Here is a 21,980-nt window from a genome sequence, read left to right as displayed (position 1 = left end):
ACAAGAAAGGAACCAGATCACCCATGCGTACCATTCGTGCTGAAATTATGGCTCATAAACTGCAACACAGCCGCACTCATTGTTGGCGCTGCTGGCAACGCAGGTCTTGTCACCGTCTCACCCTCTTGATTGGCAACCGATTGTATCATCACTGGTTCTGTTCTCGCTGTATCAGGTGTGTCTGGGGCGTCTGCCCGGCACCCCTGGTGCAGCAAGGATGGGAAAGGAGACATGTATGACCCTGGCCCCCTTTCAGCAAGGACAAGACCTTGCGCGGCGGCTCATCCTGCTTGGCGTCCTCTCTGGCTGGCCCATCACCGACCGCATCGAAGCCCATGAAGTGGCGATGTGCTACGCCCGCTATGTGGCCCCGTGTGCCAATCCCGAAACGGTACGCACCATTGCCGCTGGCCTGCTCTTTCGTTGGACGCTTTATGCAGCAGGAAGGGTCAGGATGTAACGATGAGCACCTATCCGTTCTTCCTTGTCTATCCCTGTGGCTATAGCCGAGATGGGGCACTCGTCCACCACCTGATGGCGCGTAACCCTCGCATGTTGCTCATCGATACTCGTCTGTCGCCTCGTTCTCGCTTGCCTGAGTGGAACAGATCAGCCCTGCACACCCGCTATGGCAAGCGTTACCGCTGGGCAGGTGCATTCCTGGGCAACCGCAACTATGCCACGAGTGGCCCTATCACACTTGCCGGTCCAGAGACGGGGATTGCTGGACTCCTGCGCTACACGCAGGAAGGACACTCGCTGATTTTGCTCTGTGGGTGCCACGACTACACCCGCTGCCATATGCAGGTGATTGTCTCCCTACTGCAACAGGCATGCCCAACCGTCCTTGCCGTCTTGCCAGAGGATGTGCGATACGTTGCTACACTGACCACATCCCATCGTTCTCAACCAGAAGAGGAGAAGCACCGAAGATGAAAACAACGATTGAGTGGACCCATCGACATTTGCCAGATGGCACTATCATTCCCGGCTACACGTTCAATATCGCCTGGGGCTGCATGAAGGTGTCGGAAGAGTGTCGCAACTGTTATGCAGAAGGCATTGCCAGCCGCTACGGGATGCGCCTGTGGGGACCGCAAGCAACCACCACGCGCCGGACCTTTGGCAGCACACACTGGCAGAAACCGCTCTCCTGGAACCGGGAAGCAGAGCGAGAGGGACATCGACGCAGTGTGTTTTGTAGCAGTATGGCCGATGTGTTTGAAGACCATCCAACGTTAGAACCAGAACGCGAGAAGTTATGGCGGCTCATTGCACGGACTCCCTGGTTGAACTGGTTGCTGCTCACCAAACGCCCAGAGCATATTCTCTCGATGGCTCCCTGGCAGGATGGAACATGGCCGGACAACGTGTGGATTGGGGTCTCAGCAGGCAATCAGCGACGGGCGAATGAACGATTACCCCTGCTCATCCAGATCCCAGCGGTGGTGCGGTTTGTGAGTTATGAACCGGCACTAGAGCGGGTCGATTTCACGCCCTGGGTACAGCAGATCGACTGGCTGATCTGTGGTGGGGAAAGTGGAGCGCTGGCTCGTCCCTTTGACCTTGATTGGGCACGCTCTGCACGTGGGCAGTGTCAGCGAGCCGGGGTGAAGTTCTTCTTTAAGCAAGTCGGTGGACGCTATCACAATAGCGGTGGACGCCTGCTGGACGGCAGAACGCGGGATGAATTGCCACCAGAGAAGCCTGAACACGTGATGGGAAATGTCACCACGAAGACTCGTATAGATACACGAAAGAGATGAGCTACTAGTAAGGAAGTTCGATCAACTGACGTAGCCTCTGCCCCAAAGACGGAGACGGTGATATTGCCCTGCGCAATGCTTGCGATGGATTTCTGAGTCAGAGAGCACCGGAGGAGGCAAGGGAACCCCCAGGGCCAATTTGCTGATTGTTTCCTGACCCAACTTCAACAGCACACAGACAACTCCGAGCATCTGTCCGGCGATGCGACCAATGACACGTGGTCGGACATCATATCTGGAACCCTTCAATTTTTACGGCGAGAAAGATGTAGAACGAGAGATGAAACTGATCGCGAACCTGATTGAGCAGTGCCTCCGCGAGATCGCCACTGTGATGCGTTCAATGTTGTTGTCCCGGGAGCATAAATTTCGGGAAGAGCGCATGGGCGACTCCAATGAGTTGAAAGAGATGAGACATCTTGACATGGTATCCTTTTCTGTCTATACTCAGTAATTGAGTACTCAATCTGTGATTAACCTCTAACATGTTCGACAAGTTGCGCGCTTCATCGTCATAGGAGAGGATAAATGAAAAGACAATCATTACATAATCGCAGACGAGTACTTAATCGTTTTATCGTTAAAACGATCAGCTGTATATCTTATGTCTGACCAGACACCGGCTTTCAGTGTATGTACTTGTATGTAAGAACGAGACACAGATGTCTTCACCCCATTATTACAGAGAAAGGTACAGATCATGGCCGTTTCCGACACAAGCGTCTCCGTAGCTCCTGAAGTGCTCCAGTTTCTCTCCCAACCGCGTCCCATGCTCATCAATGGACAGTGGGTACAGGCGGCATCGAGCAAGCATTTCCCCGTGTATAATCCAGCAACCGGCGAAGTGATGGCTCAAGTTGCTGAAGGCGACAAAGAGGATATCAACCGCGCTGTCCAGGCTGCACGCCATGCCTTCGATAGCGGCCCCTGGCACACCACGATGTCTCCATCCATGCGTGGTCGCCTCATGACCAGGCTCGCAGACCTTATCGAACAGCACGCGGAAGAATTTGCGCAACTGGAATCGCTTGATAATGGCAAGCCCCTTACCATCGCTCGCGTTGCCGATATTCCTCTTGCCGCCGATCTTTTCCGTTATATGGCGGGCTGGGCCACGAAGATTGAAGGCAACACGATCCCTCTCTCGCTCGCAAATCAGAATCAGTATTTCACATATACGCAGCGCGAACCAATAGGTGTGGTGGGCCAGATCATCCCCTGGAACTTCCCGCTGCTCATGGCTGCCTGGAAGCTTGGACCTGCGTTGGCAGCTGGATGTACCATTATCCTCAAGCCCGCAGAGCAGACACCACTTTCTGCCCTTCGGCTTGGCGAACTCATCCTGGAAGCCGGCTTTCCAGAAGGGGTTGTCAACATTGTTCCAGGCTATGGCGAAACAGCCGGGGCAGCACTGGCCGCGCATCCAGACGTAGACAAAGTGGCTTTTACCGGCTCAACGGAGGTTGGCAAGCTCATTGTCCAGGCATCTGCCGGCAATCTCAAGAAGGTTTCCCTCGAATTAGGAGGCAAATCTCCGAATATCGTCTTCAAAGATATGGATCTACAAACTGCTATAGCCGGAGCCGCCAACGCTATTTTCTTCAATCACGGTCAATGTTGTAGCGCTGGCTCACGCCTCTATGTCGAGAAGCCTGTGTTTGATCAGGTAGTTGAAGGAGTCGCAGAACAGGCCAAAAAGATTACCCTGGGATCAGGCTTCAATCCCGCTACTCGTATGGGGCCGCTTGTCTCCGATGAGCAGCTCGCTCGCGTCACTGGATACCTGCAATCTGGTATCGAACAGGGAGCGAAGCCGCTCTCTGGCGGTGGTCGCTTTGGCGATCAGGGCTACTTTGTTGAGCCAACAGTGCTGGTCAATGCACGACAGGATATGAAAGTGGTGCAGGAGGAAATTTTTGGCCCGGTCGTCGTCGCTCAATCATTCCAAGACCCGGAAGAGATTCTCCCGGTGGCTCACGACACGATCTACGGTCTGGCAGCCGGTATCTGGACGCGCGATATTGGCAAAGCACATCGCCTGGCGGCCTCCCTCCGTGCTGGCACCGTCTGGATCAATTGCTATAACGTCTTTGATGCAGCACTGCCATTTGGTGGATATCGTCAATCTGGCTGGGGTCGCGAGATGGGACATGAGGTACTGAAAAATTATACGGAAGTCAAATCTGTTTGTATTGGGCTATAAACTAGTGCAGGGCAGGTCCGAACCAGCGCGAAGAGCCTGATTCGGACCTGCTCTCTTTTTTTTCAGGCATAGGGAGCAATTTGCCCACGAATCGTGACCCATTGCGTCTCGGTGAAGGCTTCCATATTCCACTCCGCTCCTCCCAATCGCGCTCCATTGCCCGAAGCCCCCACGCCTCCAAATGGCACTACCGCCTCATCGCTGATGGTCTGGTCGTTGATATGAACAATTCCGCTGGGAATCCGTTCCGCCAGTTCCATCCCCTTCATCACATCACGCGTCAGGATGCCCAGCGACAAACCGTACTCTGTATCACGGGCGAGGGCCGCAGCTTCATCTAGCGACGAGAACTGGACAACCGGGGCGACCGGCCCAAAGATCTCGTTACTATAGACGGGCATCGATGGCGTCACATTAGCAAGAACTGTCGGCTGATAGAACAGAGCCTCGTACCTGCCTCCGGTTGCCAGTCGAGCGCCAGCATCAACACTTGTAGTCACGCATGAGTGAATTTTGTCTCTCTGGCGTTCGTCGATGATCGGGCCAAGCGCAACTAGCTGTGAGGCTGGATCTCCCACTGCCATGTGCTGGGCTATCGCGACAAGACCATCCACATAGCGCTCTACCAGGCTCTCATGTACGATATGACGGCTCGTTGCCATGCAGATTTGCCCTTGATGAAAGAACGATCCCCAGGCACCAGCTGCGACTGCTCGATCAAGATCAATATCGTCCAGTACGATCAAAGCGCTGTTGCCACCGAGTTCGAGATGGACACGCTTGAGATGTCTGGCGGCAAGCTCTCCCACTGCTCGCCCGGCCTGTGTCGATCCTGTAAAGCTAATTACCCGTACCTGTGGAGCAGTGATCAGCGCCTCGCCAATATCAGCGCCCCCAGGTAAGACCTGTAACACACCAGGGGGTAGCCCTGCCTCCTGAAAGACGCGCGCAAGTGCCACGCCTCCGCTTACCGTCGTTCGCGGATCTGGCTTGAGCAGAACCGCGTTCCCAAATGCCAGCGCTGGCGCAACTGAGCGGATAGAGAGGATCAGCGGCACATTAAACGGTGCAATGACGCCAACGACACCCGCAGGGAGGCGACGGGCAAGGCTCAAGCGCGGTTGTTCCGACCGTAAGAGACGCCCATACGCCTGTGTGGCAAGCGCGGCGGCTTCGTAGCACTCGCTTGCCGCAACATGTAACTCAAAGTCGGCCTTTGGTGCAATCGAACCCGACTCTCGTATGATCCACTGCTTGATCTCAGTTGCCTGCTGCTCCCAAAGCTGTCCAGCGCGACGAAGCACCTGCGCACGCTCATGGAATGGCGCACGCGCCCACGCTTTCTGCGCCTCTACCGCCTGTTCTGCCGCACGCTGTACATCATCAGGGCTTGCTCGTCCCACGACGCCGAGATGATCGCCCGTCGCAGGCTCTATGACTGCATACTGACCTCCAGTGGGAACAACCCAATCGCCGTTGAAAATCTTCCCTTCCCATATGTGCTGATCCATGAGTGTCGAAGAAGGTTCCGTAGCCATAGCAGTGTTCCTCCTTTGAAATATGTGCTTCATCGCATGGGTTAACACAGAAAAGAAGCTTCTCTGTGTTGAGGATACTTATGGACCCAGTTCAACAACTTGAAGTTCGGTGAGGTTAGAAACAAAACGTCCCTGTGCCTGATCGCCCGGGACAATCAAGCGTACAAATCCATCCGTATTAGTAAAAGGCTTGCCGTTCTCAGCAAGAGCTACCAATATCTGTGTATGGGCAAAACGTTGCTCGATCTCTCCTCCCACCACGATACAGCTATAGCCATCGGTGCCAATAGCGACGATACCTTTCCGCAAAAAGTCATTCTTCGCCTTCGCATTCAATTGCATTCCACCAGCGCTCGTCAACAGATCGCTCAAAAGCACCCCGCTATACATGGTGCTCACAGCTTTTCCGCTCTCATCCTTTCCTTGCACCGTTACTGTGGTCGTTTTCAAGGCTTTCAGCGCGTCCTGATCATAGCTGCTGGGAGTTTTAATCAGTCCAACGACATACAGACTTGAGGATGGGCTACGGCTGGCAAGTTTAGGCAGAGGTCCAGCGCTTTTCATCTCTATCTTGGCGATATTCGAGACGTAGCGGCCTGCCAGCGTATCGCCTGGGACAATCAGGCGAGCAAACCCATCTGCTTTGGGAAGCAGCTTGCCATCCTCCTCATAGGCGACCAGGATTTTCTTGCCAGCAAAACGTGGCGAGATTTCTCCCAGCGACACGGCAACGCTGTAGCCATCGGTCCCCGTCACCAGAACCACCTTGCGCAAGATGTCGTTTTTCCGCGAGGCATCCATGACAATTTGCGCCTTCTGGACCAGATCATAAAGAAGTGCTCCCGTGTATGTATGATTTCCCAACGGCCCATGCCCACTTTGAGGGTTGGTTGTCACAGAGATTTGAGGGAAAGCTTGCAGATCCGCTAATTTCAGTTCGCCAGGAACCTTGACCTGTCCGGTCAATTGCAAAGAAATAGAGGGAGTATTCGTGCTTGGAGAAGTGGAAACGGTGGCAGTGCTGGCCGCCGAGGTCGTCGTTGTGCCGCCACATGCACTCCATAAGCAGCTCACAAGCGCAAGCACGCAGAGGAACAACCATCTCCGAACAAGCCTTTTTGTCAACATGATGCTCTTCCTTCTTACTCAGGATGGATAAGCAACCAGGTCACTTTATTTATATTCACAGAAAGAGTACTCAATTATTGAGTATACTGGTGAAGCTGATGAATGTCAATTTTCGGTGCGGGGAAACACTGAGAGAGGATATCCCAGAGCGCGTCGGACGCTCTGGGATATCCTTGGAAGTTACTTACTCCTCATCCTTTCCAACCATCACTTCTGTTGATTTGACCATCACGACGACGTTATCTCCTTCTTTGAGCTTGAGCGTTTCAACGGAGGTTCGTGTAATCGCCGAAACGATCTCCTGTCCACCAGAAAGCGTCACCACAACTTCGCCCATGACTGCTCCAAGCTTGATCGATTTGACCGTTCCTTGAAGCTGGTTACGAGCGCTCAATTGCAGAGGCATCTGCTGTTCTCCTTTCTCTTCTCCATCTGATGACTGAGAAGTCAAACGACCTGAGACACGTTCATGAAGGAGACACGTGAAGTGCAAGCTCTCAGTTTCAAGATCCTCAAAAGAGGGAGCAGCGAGCAGACCTGGTCTCACTGTTCACGCTGAAAAAAAACTTTCTTGTTGCCCGCGCCACAGACGCGTTTTTTACGCTTGTCTTAGAAGGTTTCCCTCTCTAGAGAGATGGGAAACTGGATCGGCAGCACCAAAGCCTGTCCGCTTTGGAGATCTTCAAGCGTGAAGGAAACGGTCTCAATGCAATCTCCCGGAGCAATCCATCCTTCCGTGAGAATAGAGGCACCAAGCCAATGGTAATGGAGTCCATCGCACACATTGTGCTGTCCATGATCCGAGGAGTCACAGGATGCCTCACGAAGGGCGGCTCCACAGAGAAGAACTTCACCTATACGAAACAGGCATCCGGCAAAGGTCTGCAATGAGCACGAGCGAATTACAATATTCCGTCGTCCGCTGGGGTCTCTCACTGTTCCTGGTGCTCTCACGTTGAGGGCTTCAAGTGCCTCTTGCTCCACCAGAGTTACTTCATACGGGGTTTTTGTGCCGGGTTGGAGATACTTTGGACGCGTGTAATACCGATCACCTTCGATCCCCTTTCCAGGGACTAGATGCGCTACGGGGAGAGAAATCATGGGGACGTGGGACTGTGGTGCCGTATAAAGGGAGACGACGATGCCGGACATGAAAATTCCCTTTCTTTCTACCAGACGCTCAAAGTACACATTTCAAATAGCTCTACCTTTTAAGGATACGTAATGATCATCATCGTCCTGACTATGCAATAAGGGGAGTTGACCAGCGTTGATCTCTATCCAATAATTGACTACTCACTTATTGAGTATAGGCGAAAAAAGCGATTTGTCAATGTCATTCATAGCTTTATATAGCAGGGTTTGCTTGTAAAAAAATCTTCATCTGCACCAGACCCGCTTCAATCGCATAGGCAGTCTATAAAAAGAACATACCAGAAGGCCATCACGGTCTTCTGGTATGTTGGGGCGCGAACGTCTACACACAACCTGCCGCCGCCTGCCTGCCGCACCAGTTTATTGGATGAGCAGCAGGCACCCTGAAAGGCCCAGGACACTCGTTAGGATGACCATGAGGATCTTCTCAGGGATCTTCTTGATCACCCAGGCTCCGAAGAATACCGCTGGCAGTGAGCCGAGGATCAGCCCACCCGTGATATTCCAGTCGATAGACCCGGTTGTCAGCGTCCCAATCGACCCGGCGAAGATCACGCCGAGGGATGCCACCAGACCATTGCCAACGAGGTTCGCAGGCCGCATATTCGGGTACAGGAGCAGCAGGACCAGCATAAAGAGCGAACTGCTCCCGACAGAAGCCAGCCCCACGACCACTCCGACGACGGCTCCCAGCCCTGCCGTTGCAGCCAGGCGAGTTCGGGAGAGAGGCGTCTGAGCTTCTTCCTTGCTCTGACGAGTGCGCATGATCGTTGGCTTGATCCCGAAGAACGCTGCCGACACGATCAGGATGCAGCCCAGGGCATGTACGATGAGCGTGCTCGCACCATACCTGCCACCCATCAGCAATGACGTGATGAGTGTAGCCGGGACGCTCCCGAAGAACAGCGACCATGCCACCTTGCCGTCGATCTGGTCTTGCTGCTTGAGCCGCTGAGTTCCAACGGCCTTGATGGCCGCCGAAACCACAAAACTCACGCCTACCACGACGGGGGCTGCGACGTGCTGCACGAGGACCAGGGCCGGGGGTAACGCGACCACCCCAACACTCGTCGCACTGGTCAGCGCGCCAGTCAGTGCGCCAAGCCATCCGTAGTCCAGCATGAAGTGCCCGAAACGGCCCGGAGACCAGCTCCGACCGTGCTGCTGACCAGCTGCGAACACGGATGCAGCGATCAGCATCACCATGAGCATGATCTTCACCCCCTTACGGATGATTCGCATAGCATTTCCGTCAGACCATGCGCCTTGCCGACCGTGTTGAGCGATCAGACGGTGCCTTGCCTTGAATTTCACTGCTACCTCCATCGTTGTGCCCTACGGCGACCGTGGTTGAGGCGGACCTCTGGTAGCATCCAGCTCCTCACAAACCACTCGCATCCAGAAATCCGAGTCGAGTAGCAAATGAGGATCAGCAGTGAAAAGGTATGTCATGGACTCCCAGGAATGAAAGCGTTCGTACCCAGTGGTTCATTTCTTCTCCTTCGTATTATCCTGGTGCGATCAGATCGGAGAGATCTCTCGAAGAGAGATCAACTCACTCAGCCCTGCTCCTACGAGTCTTGCTGAACGATGATCTCCGCGCCACGTCTGCGCGAGAAGAAGCATCTGCCAGGTTGAACCGAACCTGAACGTGTCACAGAAGCATTATACTCACCCTCATCAATGCATTCTAGACAGCCCTGAGCTTACACGTTTCAGGGTAGTTGAGAAAGTGGAGGATGTTCGAGAGTTTCAAGTCAAAAAAGGTGGCTCTCGATGTCAAGGCGAAATGAAAACAAGTCTAGGCCGAGGGGAGTGTGCAACGCTCCTCGTTTTTGACCATGCCTGGTGCCAGCGCGGTCTGTGACACCCATCTAGCGTTCTCTGTCGCCCTCCCCTTCGGCATCAAGGCGTTCCTCCTCCTCATCCTCGTCATCAAGACCCAATGCCTCGTTATCCTCTCGCTCTTCCTGCGTGCTCTCTTCATCAGAGTGTGGCAGCGGATACCACGCGATATAGATTCGTTCAGCCTCTTGCTGGCTGATGGTCAGATCGGCAAAGAGCCTCTCTCGTGCGCGTCGGACATGCCTGCGAATCGTTTTGGGGGCAAAGTACCAGATCTGGTCATACGGGCTGCGATTTCCGCGACTGAACTCTCGTGCGGTTTGGCGATCATACTCGGTTTTGCGGCGGAGATACGCTTCCCCCCAGAGCAGTTCCAGCAGAACCTCCTCCAGTTCAAACGGCTTCTTCATTGAGAGTTCCGCCTCGATGGCAACCGTTTTTCCATCGGGGAACACGACCACCCCATCTGGACGGTGAAGAAGCGTCTGGCCTTTGAGACGGATCTGCCCTTGTCGTAAGGCGCGTTCGCTGATCCAGTGTGCCTCTGGCTCATCGGCCTCTATGTCCAATCGAATGGCATTGATCGCGTAGAGGTGTGTGAGATCCTCCCCTTTCACATCTTTCAGTTTCCTTAGATCCCGGTACGTATAGCTCAGCCCCATCCTCCGTAGTCCTTTGGGCGTGAGCCAGATCCAGAAGGGGCCATCGACTTCGAGCCGTTCGACTCGAACCAACCCCTCTTTTTCCCAGCGCGTCACCACGTCACGGGTAGCGCTTCCGCTGATCCAATTGGTGTAGGTCGCTCCACGGCCAGGAAAGCGTCCCAGGAGCAATTGCAGGTGATCGAGACGAATACCGTATTGATGTCCGATCCAGATGAGCGCAAAGCAATCACGTTTGGTGAAGCGCCCCTTTCCGGCATCGCGGCGACGCCTGTGGGTCTTGGGATGAGGTTGCTTCGGTTGTGTCAATGGCTGCTTCTCCTCTGGCTGATACATAGGTGATCCCTCCTTTTTTGAGCATGGTCCGTTGGGCTATCTCTCTGTGCGCTGGCCTCCCCCTTGAGTATTATGGAGAGCGACAATATGATGATCCCCACCCCACCTCCAGCGCACGTCATCTCTCTTTCTCTTTTCACTTGATCTTATGTAATCCTCTCTTTCTCTTTTCTCTTTTCTCTTTCTCTTACTTACCCTTCTCTCTTTATCCTCTCTCTTTCTCTTTTCTCTTCTCCTATAGTACAAACCACCATTCTCCTGGTTGAAGATCGAGCCATCCATCCCCCCTCGCTCCTCTTCTTTGGCTGCATCAGCGTTCTTCATCGTTGTACAGAATTACCCGAATAGAGCCCGAATCTGATTCGGGTCGTTGTGGCGGCGAAAACCACTACGCGACTGCTCCTCCTTCTCCTGTTTTTCCCATTTCTCCTCCTTCATCTGACATGTCTGTCGTCCCTGCCTCTCTGTCATGAGGGCAATCGGGGCACGGTGTCCAGGTCTTGTTCTGGGCCTGCCAGTAGCGGAGGAGGGGAGCTTGCTGCTCCGGCAAGAGCCACCATTCATGCTTCTTGGTAGTGGCATTGGGCCGTTCATAGATGGTTGCCAGTCCGGGCATCTTTTCCGCATGTTGACGCAGGGTGCTTGGCTCAATACCGTGCTGAGTGGCAAAGTGAACGAGCCGGATCGTGGCAGGGGGATACCCACGCTTTTCTTGCGGTAAGAGTCCTCGGGATGAGGAACGCGGGATGCGTGTAAGCAGTTGGCGTACAAGCTCAGAGAGGTTTTGGCTTCCTTCTGCCCCCGTGATCGTTGTTGAAAGTGCAGCAACAGCCTGCTCCAACGTCAGACGCGCCTCTCGTTCTTGCTGGAGTTGGGCCTTGAGCAGACGTAGGTGTCCCTCCAGTTCACCAATGCGCTTGGACACCATGCTGTGACGCTCCTCCATCTCTGTGCGCAACAGCGCGACTTGCCGCAGGATATCGCCCGCCACCTGTTCTTGCTGGTGCAGCGTCTCTTTCACTGGCTCCAGCGGATCAACGGGGCGACGATCATGCCTGGCGTTGAAAGCTTCCACGCTGGCGACCGGCACCTTGCGCAGACTGGCATTGACGCGAACGGCCTCCAATGCTCCTTTCTTGATGAAACGGTCAGTTTGACGCACCGAATAGCCAATGCGTTTGGCCGCCTCTTTGACCGTGATAGATGTTTCTGGGTGTGGGTCCATTGCTCCTCCTTTTTTGAGCCTGCATGTGAGTGATAATGATGAGCGAGAGGCTGGAACAGTCTTTCTGGAGAGCCTCTTCGTGTTCATCTCCTGACAAGCATACCAAATGAAGACGGGAGCAGACCGGGAACAACATGGAAACAAACCGGGAGCAAGGTGGTAAGCATGTAAGCTTACACGCCTCCCTCTTTTTTCAGATATGCTTGCAGGTCACGTGAACAGGTGAGGCTAGCCGAAAAGGTGGACAAATGATCTGAAATCGTGTAAGCTTACATCGTTTCAGGTTTGCTTTCAGATGGATATGGAGGCACTATGTACGAGGATGAAACATTTCTTGAGCAGCTCTCTCCTTTAACAACGCTGATGCAGGAACGCGTGGATCGCATTTTACTTGCGGTGGCAGGCCGCCTCTTTGAGTGGAGTCGGGACATGACTCCGGCAGGTGCCAGACTGTCCCACGAACCCTGGCACATGGAAGCAATACGCAGCAGTCCACTGGGCAGACGGCTCATGCTCCTTGCTCGGTATGTGGACCGAAGCTCCTTTCGTCTCACATCAGCGCACGTGGAGCAGGCGATGCAACGCATCTTGCGCACGGTCTTTGGTCATCTGTTCGATGACGGGTATAGCATACCAGCGAAGTTTCACACGACGGAACTGGGCCAACTCTTCCACGATGCCTACGCTAAAATGTATGACGGCGAAGATCTCCTCACAATTCAGCAGGCGTATCACGCAGTGGGAGTGGCCCGACAAAGCGTCTATGATCGGATTGCCGATGGCAAGCTTCATCCCATCTATGTGTATGGGGATCGACGGCTGCTGCGCTCGGAGATCGAGGCGTGGAAGGCAGAGCGACACCAGCGGAAGAAGGCAAAGGGGTGAAGAAAGAGCATCTGTGGCAGGCCATGTCTTGCTTGCTCGAAGAGCAGATGAACCTGGATGCTCCTCGCTATCGCTTCCAGTCGTTCGCCTTCAATGGCTTGCCATGTCCTGGTGTGAACGGATTACATCAGGTGAGGCTCGTCGCGATGGCTGTCCTGGTGTCCTGCCAGATGGTCTGCCATGTCGTGCCAGACCGGGTGATAGCGAAGAGGATGGAGTGCTTCACTTCTTCTGCATGAAGCGCCTCTCTGTTCCAGATGGCCTGCCACGACTGCTCTTTGCTTGGTCTCAGGATTTCCCATGTGCTGATCGAAGACTTCATCCTGGCCTGCCATGTCTGCTTTGTTTCTGGCTTCTGGACGCTCAAAGCCTACATGATGGTCTGCCATGTCACGTGTGCCTGCGAGCAGAAGTGCCTGGAAGATGATCTGCTGAGGGAAGATGCGGCTTGCCATGTCAGACGCTTTGGGCGCATCTACCAGGCAAGCGTCTTCTTGTCCTCGTTGTTCGGTCCAGATGTGGGAAGAGGGAGGGCGTGCCATGTCGTCCAGTGCATGCAATGGATCTCCTCTCCAGTAAAGATCCCCACATGTCGTCTTCACCGGGCTTGGCCTGCCATGCCGTGGTCATCACCAGAGCTAATGTACAGCAGGCTTCTTGTTCTTCACTGACTGCTCTCCAGCCATTTTCAAACACTAGTTTCTATACCACAAGCCATCATAGACCCTGTGCGTAGACTTCATGTGTCCCGCCCGACTGAAGTTCGCGCCCGGCAGATGGGCAACCGAAAAATGTTCCGGTTGCATTTGTCCCCGTCGATACACATCTGCCAGAGCGCGACGCTGTTCTGCATCCGTCACAACTACAAACTCCCAACGCTGCCGAATACGCCCAGTCGGGGCCTGCACAGCCAGTTCGAGGCATTCTTGTAGCACCTCCTGCTCCACAGGTCGCGTCAAATCCAGGCGTTTGCGCACAGCACGAGTTGTAGTGAGTACTTCGTCAGCGGAAAGATTCAAATGAGGCATGATTCCTTACTGCCTTTCAAAACGTGATCAAACGTGTGCAACGCTTGTCCACAATTCTAATTGCTGTACTTGGACAGACCAGAAAGCCTCCATGACTTCTCCACTGTTTCCGTCCTCCCCCAGCACACCGCACTCCCCAGAGAGAGTGTGGCGGTAGCCCCGCAACGAACCGCTGGTACATGTTGATGGCACTATTGTCATCGCGATCCATCACCAGCCCACAGTTCACACAGCGATACGTGCGCTTGTAGAGTGGCATCGCTTGTTGGTTGCCACAGCGCTGACAGGTTTTACTGGTGCCACGTTCGCTGATCGTATGTAGTGCTTTCCCAGCACGCAGACACTTGTAGGTGAGCATCTGCACAAAGCCGTAGAGTCCCCAATCGTTGTAGACCAGGCGGTTGCGGATCTGCCGCTTGCGCCGCTCTTTGGGCGTCTCCTCCTCTTGCTTTTTGAGGACCATCTGCCGCTGAGAAAGATCGCTAATGACCACAGCTCTTTCAGCCAGTTGGTCCGCGATCAGATGAGAGGCTTTGTGCAGACTGTCCTGTTGCTTGCGTCGTTTGCGTTGCGCCACCCGTTTGTAGACCTTCGAGAGACGCAGGTAGCGTCGCGATTTCTTCTTGCATTTGTCGCGTTTGGAACGAATCTTGTCCAGTTGGCGATTATACCAGCGATAGCCTTTGAAGCCGTCAATGTGGTAGAACCGTCCAGTATCGCTATAGCCGGTTGCCAGGGTTTTGATCCCCAGATCAAAGGCAACCACTCCCCCTGGCGGACCATGTTGTTCGGCTTCCTCATAGACAAAGGAGCCATAATAGTGGCCCTGGGCATCACGGCTGATCGCCACTTCCCGAAAGAGGGGAGGGGGACTTCGGTGAGATGGGCAACAATGTTGGACAAGACTTTGCTGCGTCCTTTGCCTCCAGTGGGCAGGATGAGTGTGTGGCCTTGCACCGTCAGATACATCGCTGGATAGCACAGAGTAAAGAACTGATGGCGCGGCTTGACGCGGGGAAACCCTGGTTTCTGCTCCCCTTCGGCCACCCGACGGAAGAAGACTTGCATCGCCTTGTCTAATCGGAAGAAGACTTCTGCCAGCAGTTTGCCGTAGACCGCATTGATCTGGGGATCAAACCTGCGGCTTTCCTTCAGCGTCTTTTTGGCCTCCTTAAAGTTCCAGCGCACGCCATCGCGTAGCTTCATGACCCACCAGTTATACAGGCCGCGACATTTGCCTTGCATGAACTCCAGCGTGGCTGCATCCTGGGGACTCACCTCCAGCTTGATTTTTTTACACAGCAGCATCCTCATCCTCCTGGTGGGTTGTTGAGTGAGCTGCTGACGCAACAAGGGGTTCATCCCGCTGAACCACGAAGGCATGCCTGCCTGTTTGAGATGTGTTCCTGATGGAACGTGTTTGAGTGTCTTGAATTTGCATGTTTGCATTGTACATTGTTTCTAATGCATGCCAAGCGATATTTATCAATCTAGTCAGTTCGCATTACATGCATATATTTGCGCATATTTTTCATCACTGTTCTCTTTCTCCTTCTCTAATGATCAGACAGTTCGGGGGAATAGTGAGACAACCCATAATGAGAGTAACTTTTGCACCATATCACATACCTTTCAATTACTATTTTAGATTGATCGATCGGTCCAGAATAAAGGACAAAAAAAATTTATGCCAGCACCGAAAGAGCGATTTTGGCGGTATCATGCAACGCGGCAAGATCTGTACCAGCTTTGGCCGCGACGTGCAAGCCCTGCATCGTAATTGTCAAAAAACGAGCCAGGCTCTCCAGATCATACCCTGTTCGTAGCTCCCCCTGCTCCTGAGCAACGCTTAATGCACGACAGAAAGCCTTATGCGTGCAGGCGAAGCTCTCTACGACGCATGCTGCTACCTCCGGGTCATGAGGTGCCAGTTCAATAGTTGAGTTGACGATGAAGCAGCCTCGGCGTGGTTTGCTTTGTGCGTATGATTGGATGGTATTGCGAAAGACACGCTCGATAGCCTCTTTTTTCGATCCAGGCTGCTCAAGCGTTGCAATAATCGATGCCTTGCCTCGCTCCTCATAACGATTGAGAGCCGCGAGAAACAGCGCGTGCTTGTCGCCGAAGGTATCGTATAAGCTTTGACGATTAATCCCCAGATACGCAAGCAGATCATGAATAGAGGTTGCCTCATATCCTCGCAGCCAGAAAAGCTCCATCGCTTTATCCAGCATCTCTTGACGATCAAATGCCTTTGGTCTTGCCATCGATTTCAGCCTCCTTAGCAGAAGTATACCCCGTTTTAGACCGATTGGTCAAGTATTTACGCAAACAATTCCTCTTTTTTTTTCAGGCGATTTGTAACGGTAAGACGGGACGTTGAAAAAGACCTGGCCCTCATGATTGTCTCTTGACAAAAGCTGAAGAACAGAGTATTGTAAAGAGCAAATATGATTGATATGCCAGTTCTCCGATTCTTCTGAAGAGACTGGCCGTGAGCTGAACGTCAGACCCCAGCATCTTTGGATCATACGATGACTGTCGTTGGTCCGCAGAAGATGAGGTGTCTGGCTTTTTTGTTGGTTTGCCTCTTTTCTAGGACCCGACGCATCGAGGTGACGAGAAAGAGGAGACTATGGCCAACACACGACCAGTGCCGTTGACTACCACTTCAGGCGAACTACGCCCCCACGATCCCTATGCAGCGTTGCGCTCTCGCAATTTCTGTGTCCTGTTGTCAGGTGCTTTTGTCGCAGCTTTTGCTCAACAAATGACCACCGTTGCCATTGGTTGGGAGCTGTTTGAGCGCACCAATTCGGATCTTGTACTTGGTGGCATTGGTCTGGCACAGATCATTCCCATCATTGTCTTGTTTCTACCCTCTGGCTATATCGTTGATCTCTATAGTCGGAAGATGATCTTCCTTGTCTCGCTTACCCTCTTAGGGCTGGCAACTTTGGGTCTGGCGACCCTCTCCGCCCTTCATGGCTCGCTCTGGCTCATCTATGCTTGCCTGGCTGTAATGGGTGCAGCGCAGTCCTTTAGTAGCCCCGCCAGCGCCGTTCTAGTCTCACAAGTGGTCCCTGAACATCTATTTGAGAATGCCACCGCATGGAGAACGAGTTCCGGGCATCTAGCCTCAGTGCTGGGTCCGGCCTCTGGTGGCTTCTTGATAGCCCTTTTCAATGGGGCCACCTTTGTCTATATACTCGGCGCAGCAGCCCTCATTATCATCTCGCTGCTCATGATCACACTGCGTGTACGTTCCCAGGAACGACCACAAAAAAGCGCTCAACCACGTTCTCTCAAGACAGTCGTGGAGGGGTTGCAATTTCTGGGACGCACTCAGGTCTTGCTCGCCGCGATGACGCTCGACCTTTTCGCAGTGCTCTTTGGTGGAGCAACGACTTTGCTCCCTGTCTTTGCCAGAGATATCCTGCACGTTGGCTCTATCGGCCTGGGCTGGCTGCAAGCTGCCGACTCAATTGGTGCTGTTGGGATGGCGCTCTTCCTGGCACATCGTCCACCCTTTCGCCACGCAGGACGAACGCTCTTGCTGGCTATCATAGGGTTTGGCCTCGCCACCATCGTCTTTGGCTTTTCTCACTGGTTCTGGCTCTCTTTTCTCATGCTCTTCGTGCTAGGCGGCCTAGACAATATAAACATGCTCATACGCGGCACGCTGACCCTTGTGCGAACCCCTGATCAGATGCGCGGACGTGTCAGCGCCGCGACCTCACTGTTCATCGGCACCTCGAATCAATTGGGCGGTTTTGAGTCTGGCCTGGCCGCTCAACTGCTTGGTCCGGTTCTGGCAGTCGTTCTAGGTGGCGTTGGAACCATCGTTGTTGTCGGCGCGGTCGCCCTAGCGTGGCCCGAATTACGGCGCATGCGCACTATACGTGAGTCATCCAACAACACTCAAACTACAACTTAAGAGTACATCTAAAGGAATTTCGTAGTTTCCCGATTTATCGGGAGGGCGCGCACCTGGGGGAAAGTGGTCCCTCCCGATAAATCGGGAAACTACGAAATTCCTTACCGCTTTTGAAAGGATTTTTTCATGTATTCCCAACTTTGCAACGGCCCCGGGATCTTGTCCAGGGCTTTCCAGTTCTCCGCTCAAAGGGGTGCAGGGGTCTCCCTGCCGGGGCCTGGGGCGTCCCCAGTTTCCTTCCCTCCTTCGCGCGCCGCCGCAGGCGGCGCGCAAAAGAGAAGAAAAAAGTTTTTTGCGGGGACACCCCGCACCCCGGCAAAGGGCTGCCGCCCTCTGCACTCCCGCTAGATGGGAGAATTGGAAAGCCCTGGGATCTTGTCCAATCGTTGACAGGGAACACATCAACTGCTATGATGATCGCATGCAGCATAGTATACAAGTACGCGTGCCATTTGCCGATATTGATTTGTCAGGTCGTATCCATTTTACTGCCATGTTGCGTTATATGGATATAGCCGAACACGATCTGATGCGCGCACTCGGCCTGCCACGCGTCACCACATTTCCAGAACTAGAGTTTCCTCGCGTGCATGCCTCCTGCGACTACCACAGAGCTATTTCTTATAACGATGAGCTGACGATTACCTCTCGGATCATGCGTGTCGGTCGCAGTTCGTGGACGGCCTCTTTCACCTCCTTTTACTCTCACGAACTAGCAGAGTTGGGACCAGATGCGAGCAAGCCTGCTACCAGCGGTCAGCTGATCATTGTGGCAATAAACAAACAAAGTGGGCGCGCAACTCCGCTTCCAGACGAGCTACGCGCAGTCCTCGTTGCCCAGCTTGAATCGACAGAACAGAATAACATCACGAAATAATACCAAACAGCAAAAACAACCTGTTCTGCCATTAACAGAGACAGGTTGCTTTCGGCGCTCAACAATAGCTCTTAATATTTCACGGGCAGGTTGCCACAGGCAATAGGATTGAAGAAAACTGATTGCTTTAACTCATCCATCGTCGCTCCCATATGGACATTCACATAGAGGCCTTTGGATGCGGATGGAACACTATCAAGCGTAGTGACAGAGGTGCCATTTCCTTGCGCATCGGCCACAACAGGATTCAACATCACCACGACTGCTCCCTGCGCTTCACAGCTACCGGCATGGATATGCGCAATATGCTTGCTATTGGGTTCCAGACCCGACAGCGTAATCTTCAGCGTCACTTTCCCATCTGCCGCAGCCAACTCAGCCTTTCCACTCGCCGATTCGTTGGGCGCGATACTACCTCCCAGCACAACATGAACTTCCTGTTTGTCGTTTGTCGAAGTATTGGCATTTGTGATGTTTCCACAGGCAATCGGCATATGCTCAATTGCTGTCATTTTAAGGCCGTTGTGGATATTGATGTACCAACCACTGGCCGGTATTCCATTTTGCACGTGCTCAATCATTGTCTCACTGGTGGCCGCCCCCTCCGCATTGGCAACAATTGTGTTCAAGGGATAGACAACCGCTCCATCGGCGGCGCAGGTGCCAGCATGAATATGAGCAGCATGAGAGCTATTTGGTGCGAGGCCAGTCAATGAGATTTTAACCGTTAATTTCTGGTCTTCGGGGTTCCATGACAGTTCAGTCGTACCAGCAGGGCTATGCTTGAGTGTGGCAACGGTTGCTTGCGCTGAAACGTCGTTTGGCAAGCTGGGAATACCACTTCCTGTCCCGCCCGATGGATCAGAACAGGCGGCCAATAGGATGATAAAACATACGCTAAAAATTGGTAAAATCAGCGATGACATTTTTTTGTTGATGGTGCGCAGTAACATAATGATAAGATCCTTCCAGTGTGACTAGCCCTTTGTCTGCTTCTAATCTTTTCCTTGCTATACACATTTTCAATATTTTTTGTCAGAAAATCTTTTGTTGTGTCTATAGCTTAAACTCGAAAGCAGGAACTTGTTAGGATACATGCCACACTGGAAGGGTGATTTATCTCACATTGCTCGCAACGCTATTACTGCCCGACAACATCTTCCACCAGAATGATGCGCACGCCGAGCGCTTCCTCTGGAGAGATGCGCAGTGTTTTCGGGTTGGCCGCGTCCCACTGGAACGAGACATCGCGCTGGGCCAGGAAAGAACGAGCCTGATCTACGTTTTTCACGGCAATCGTTACTTCAAACGGTCCCTCGCCGATCTGCAATAGCTTCTCCTGTATCGGCCCCGCACTCTCTGGTGCAGCGAGAACGATCGTCGAGTTGCCAACTAAGAATGCTGCTCGCTGTGCATGTAGGCGCGAGCAGCTATTGAGCGGCTGCAATTCCAGACCCAACTGCTGTTGATAGAGGGCGGCGCTCCGTTCGAGATCATGTGTCGCCACCACAATGCGCTCCCACCTGCTTGCGCCATTCTGATGCGTACCAGGCTGCTCCGTGATAAGTCGCTCCTGATCCGGCTCATCCCACTGGATAATGAAGGGCCAGGGCCGCCGCCACGAACTACCACCGGGCACGAACAGCTTCCAGGTAAGTAGATGACCATCGGGGCGCAAGCGCTGCATTGCAAAGGGCTCCTGCACTAGCAACCCGCTGCCGCGAAAACGCTCCGCCTCCTGCTCGATAGAATCGGTGGCCAGCGCATAACCAAGCAACACGCCTTCCCGTTCGCGGAGAAAATCCACAATCGCCTGTCCCCTCGGTCCCGTTGCAGCTGCCTCTGCCTCGTCATAGACCGACAACAGCTCTATATAGTCGAGGCCAAAGCGAATCAGGGCGTTATGCGTTCCGCGACCTGTATGCTTTCCCCCTGGTCGTGTATCAAATCCCAACCGCTGATAGGCGCGAATTGCCGTATCAAGATCTCGTACCCCAATAACAAAATGATCGAAACGTGTAGGCATTTTCTTCTCCTGAAAGACTATAAGAAGGCCGAAAGGACTTCTTCGGTTACGCGCTTGAACTGCTTCTCCTGATCATATCCCGTGAGGCGCAGCGTGATAGTAGTCGCACCTGCGGCAACAAATGCTCGCAGCTTATCGATGCACTCCTGGGGCGATCCGAACGCCACCCAGTTCTCTAAATCGGTCATCGTGTACTCCAAACTAGATGGTCATCGTGAATGAGAAAAATTACGCCTCGTCTCGCTTAAAAGCACGCTGCCCCAGATAGGCTTCGCGAATCGCGGGATCATTGAGCAGTTGTTGCGCCTCCCCTTCTAACACCAGCCGCCCGCTTTGCAGCACATAGCCCCGCGACGCAATCGAGAGGGCCAGTTCCGCATTCTGCTCAACCATAAAAATTGTCACGCCCAGACGATTGATCTCTACGATCATATCCAGCACGCGCTCTACAAAAATCGGAGCCAGCCCCATTGTTGGTTCTCATCCATACAAATCAGCTTCGGTTGACTCATCATTGCGAGTCCTCATAGACAAGCTCAATCTTGCGTCCATGTACACCCCCGCCCCATTGATCTCATCAAGTGCCAGGCCAAAACCCTTTTGCCAGATCTTGCCATACTCCGCATTGTTCCCGGTCAACGGAGCTGAGACACCAAATACAATGCTATCGCTAGAAGAACCTGTCGCCCCCAAAGAACCACACCCGGCTAGCAGAGCCGATGTCGCAGCCATGCCAATAAGAAGCTTTCGCTGTGTAACCATGTGTCCCTTCCTTGCTTTCTGAAAAGAAAAAATAAAGACAAAATTGACTAAGTTGACCTATATTCTTGTCTTTAAAATAATCGGAACCACTCTAGCTTGTCAATGAAAAATCGGCCAAACCATAAAAATGGTTATAATATACATAATTCAAACGAATATATCGAAGATCAACTTCTCTGTGTACAAAATGGTGTGGTTTTTCCGGGCAACAAAAAAGGATCTCTGAAAAACAGAGATCCTTTTTTGTTGTTTTTACATTTGTTATAGCGTGCGGCTTGAGAAGCCTCCTGAGAACGCGCGGAGCAGTGCAATCAGGACACAGGCACCAATAAAGGCAACGATAATGGTGCCGATCATACCAGATGCACCCAGGCCAAGCAGGTTCGCCAGGAAGCCACCGATCAGAGCGCCAACGAGACCGACGACGATATCGCCAACCACACCATAGCCACCACCACGCATCACGACACTCGCCAGGAAGCCTGCGATCAAACCAACAATCAACCACCAAATGATAGCCATAACCATACTAGTTCTACTCCTTTTCTGTTTTTCAACTATTTCTTCGTGTTTTCCGATGATGACGAATATAGCACGGATCAAACAT

The 21,980-nt window shown here is 53.1% G+C and carries 23 protein-coding genes and 3 pseudogenes; 8 read left to right on the top strand and 18 right to left on the bottom strand.

Annotated features, from left to right (window positions below; genetic code table 11):
* Positions 1-17: 17 nt before the first annotated feature.
* Positions 18-233 carry a hypothetical protein gene (locus K3T83_RS36490; RefSeq protein WP_220207826.1) on the bottom strand — a complete coding sequence of 72 codons (216 nt, stop codon included), beginning with the start codon at positions 231-233 and terminating at the stop codon, positions 18-20.
* Between the two features lie 2 nt (positions 234-235).
* Here K3T83_RS36490 and K3T83_RS36485 point away from each other — a divergent pair, with 2 nt between their 5' ends.
* The 5 genes from K3T83_RS36485 to K3T83_RS36465 all read left to right on the top strand — a co-directional run bounded on the left by K3T83_RS36485 (position 236) and on the right by K3T83_RS36465 (position 3,969).
* A complete protein-coding gene (locus K3T83_RS36485) occupies positions 236-460 on the top strand; it encodes a hypothetical protein (RefSeq protein ID WP_220207825.1) in 225 nt (74 codons plus the stop codon).
* A 2-nt stretch (positions 461-462) separates the two neighbouring features.
* Positions 463-936, top strand: a complete 474-nt coding sequence (locus K3T83_RS36480) for a DUF488 domain-containing protein (protein WP_220207824.1) — start codon at positions 463-465, stop codon at positions 934-936.
* Positions 933-1,766 carry a DUF5131 family protein gene (locus K3T83_RS36475; RefSeq protein ID WP_220207823.1) on the top strand — a complete coding sequence of 278 codons (834 nt, stop codon included), beginning with the start codon at positions 933-935 and terminating at the stop codon, positions 1,764-1,766. Before K3T83_RS36480 ends, K3T83_RS36475 begins: the two co-directional genes overlap by 4 nt.
* Before the next feature lie 202 nt (positions 1,767-1,968).
* A complete protein-coding gene (locus tag K3T83_RS36470) occupies positions 1,969-2,220 on the top strand; it encodes a hypothetical protein (protein ID WP_220207822.1) in 252 nt (83 codons plus the stop codon).
* A gap of 246 nt (positions 2,221-2,466) precedes the next feature.
* A complete protein-coding gene (locus tag K3T83_RS36465; RefSeq protein WP_220207821.1) occupies positions 2,467-3,969 on the top strand; it encodes an aldehyde dehydrogenase family protein in 1,503 nt (500 codons plus the stop codon).
* Positions 3,970-4,031: 62 nt separating this feature from the next.
* Here K3T83_RS36465 and K3T83_RS36460 read toward each other — a convergent pair whose 3' ends face one another.
* The 8 genes from K3T83_RS36460 to K3T83_RS36425 form a co-directional block, all read right to left on the bottom strand.
* Positions 4,032-5,507 carry a benzaldehyde dehydrogenase gene (locus K3T83_RS36460; protein ID WP_220207820.1) on the bottom strand — a complete coding sequence of 492 codons (1,476 nt, stop codon included), beginning with the start codon at positions 5,505-5,507 and terminating at the stop codon, positions 4,032-4,034.
* A gap of 78 nt (positions 5,508-5,585) precedes the next feature.
* Complete coding sequence (locus tag K3T83_RS36455) at positions 5,586-6,635, bottom strand: molybdopterin-dependent oxidoreductase (protein WP_220207819.1); 1,050 nt, start codon at positions 6,633-6,635, stop codon at positions 5,586-5,588.
* Between the two features lie 184 nt (positions 6,636-6,819).
* A complete protein-coding gene (locus tag K3T83_RS36450; protein ID WP_236065063.1) occupies positions 6,820-7,041 on the bottom strand; it encodes a TOBE domain-containing protein in 222 nt (73 codons plus the stop codon).
* A gap of 203 nt (positions 7,042-7,244) precedes the next feature.
* The gene (locus K3T83_RS36445; protein ID WP_220207818.1) at positions 7,245-7,787 is read right to left on the bottom strand and encodes a hypothetical protein; all 543 of its coding nucleotides are present in this window, start codon (positions 7,785-7,787) and stop codon (positions 7,245-7,247) included.
* A 363-nt stretch (positions 7,788-8,150) separates the two neighbouring features.
* The gene (locus K3T83_RS36440) at positions 8,151-9,104 is read right to left on the bottom strand and encodes a sulfite exporter TauE/SafE family protein (protein ID WP_220207817.1); all 954 of its coding nucleotides are present in this window, start codon (positions 9,102-9,104) and stop codon (positions 8,151-8,153) included.
* Positions 9,105-9,664: 560 nt separating this feature from the next.
* Positions 9,665-10,633: a hypothetical protein gene (locus K3T83_RS36435; protein WP_220207816.1), complete on the bottom strand. Its 969-nt coding sequence runs from the start codon at positions 10,631-10,633 to the stop codon at positions 9,665-9,667.
* Positions 10,634-10,669: 36 nt separating this feature from the next.
* Entirely contained in the window at positions 10,670-10,957 is a 288-nt protein-coding gene (locus K3T83_RS36430) for a hypothetical protein (RefSeq protein WP_220207815.1), read from the bottom strand.
* Between the two features lie 64 nt (positions 10,958-11,021).
* On the bottom strand, positions 11,022-11,858 hold the full coding sequence (locus K3T83_RS36425; protein ID WP_220207814.1) for a MerR family transcriptional regulator: 837 nt from the start codon (positions 11,856-11,858) through the stop codon (positions 11,022-11,024).
* Between the two features lie 312 nt (positions 11,859-12,170).
* Here K3T83_RS36425 and K3T83_RS36420 point away from each other — a divergent pair, with 312 nt between their 5' ends.
* Positions 12,171-12,743: a helix-turn-helix transcriptional regulator gene (locus tag K3T83_RS36420; protein ID WP_220207813.1), complete on the top strand. Its 573-nt coding sequence runs from the start codon at positions 12,171-12,173 to the stop codon at positions 12,741-12,743.
* A gap of 122 nt (positions 12,744-12,865) precedes the next feature.
* Here K3T83_RS36420 and K3T83_RS36415 read toward each other — a convergent pair whose 3' ends face one another.
* The 4 genes and pseudogenes from K3T83_RS36415 to K3T83_RS36400 all read right to left on the bottom strand — a co-directional run bounded on the left by K3T83_RS36415 (position 12,866) and on the right by K3T83_RS36400 (position 16,038).
* On the bottom strand, positions 12,866-13,303 hold the full coding sequence (locus K3T83_RS36415; protein WP_220207812.1) for a hypothetical protein: 438 nt from the start codon (positions 13,301-13,303) through the stop codon (positions 12,866-12,868).
* Between the two features lie 249 nt (positions 13,304-13,552).
* Positions 13,553-13,771 (bottom strand): annotated as a pseudogene (locus K3T83_RS36410) (nitroreductase family protein); the annotation flags it as partial.
* Between the two features lie 27 nt (positions 13,772-13,798).
* Positions 13,799-15,079: pseudogene (locus K3T83_RS36405) on the bottom strand (RNA-guided endonuclease InsQ/TnpB family protein).
* A 377-nt stretch (positions 15,080-15,456) separates the two neighbouring features.
* Positions 15,457-16,038, bottom strand: a complete 582-nt coding sequence (locus K3T83_RS36400) for a TetR/AcrR family transcriptional regulator (protein WP_220207810.1) — start codon at positions 16,036-16,038, stop codon at positions 15,457-15,459.
* Between the two features lie 368 nt (positions 16,039-16,406).
* On the opposite strand from K3T83_RS36400, the gene K3T83_RS36395 reads away from it, so the two are divergent.
* Positions 16,407-17,708, top strand: coding sequence for an MFS transporter (locus tag K3T83_RS36395; protein WP_220207809.1), 1,302 nt, complete (start codon positions 16,407-16,409; stop codon positions 17,706-17,708).
* A gap of 421 nt (positions 17,709-18,129) precedes the next feature.
* A complete protein-coding gene (locus K3T83_RS36390; protein ID WP_220207808.1) occupies positions 18,130-18,585 on the top strand; it encodes an acyl-CoA thioesterase in 456 nt (151 codons plus the stop codon).
* A 71-nt stretch (positions 18,586-18,656) separates the two neighbouring features.
* Here K3T83_RS36390 and K3T83_RS36385 read toward each other — a convergent pair whose 3' ends face one another.
* The 5 genes and pseudogenes from K3T83_RS36385 to K3T83_RS36360 form a co-directional block, all read right to left on the bottom strand.
* Positions 18,657-19,538 (bottom strand): CHRD domain-containing protein, encoded by an 882-nt coding sequence (locus K3T83_RS36385; RefSeq protein WP_220207807.1) that lies wholly within the window; start codon positions 19,536-19,538, stop codon positions 18,657-18,659.
* A 188-nt stretch (positions 19,539-19,726) separates the two neighbouring features.
* Positions 19,727-20,611, bottom strand: a complete 885-nt coding sequence (locus tag K3T83_RS36380; protein WP_220207806.1) for a VOC family protein — start codon at positions 20,609-20,611, stop codon at positions 19,727-19,729.
* A gap of 17 nt (positions 20,612-20,628) precedes the next feature.
* Positions 20,629-20,799, bottom strand: a complete 171-nt coding sequence (locus tag K3T83_RS36375; protein ID WP_220207805.1) for a hypothetical protein — start codon at positions 20,797-20,799, stop codon at positions 20,629-20,631.
* Positions 20,800-20,839: 40 nt separating this feature from the next.
* Positions 20,840-21,129, bottom strand: a pseudogene (locus K3T83_RS36370) (ATP-binding cassette domain-containing protein); the annotation flags it as partial.
* A gap of 505 nt (positions 21,130-21,634) precedes the next feature.
* Positions 21,635-21,901 (bottom strand): GlsB/YeaQ/YmgE family stress response membrane protein, encoded by a 267-nt coding sequence (locus K3T83_RS36360; RefSeq protein WP_220207802.1) that lies wholly within the window; start codon positions 21,899-21,901, stop codon positions 21,635-21,637.
* Positions 21,902-21,980 lie beyond the last annotated feature (79 nt).

Source organism: Reticulibacter mediterranei, assembly GCF_016587455.1.
This window is presented reverse-complemented; position numbering and strand designations above follow the sequence as displayed.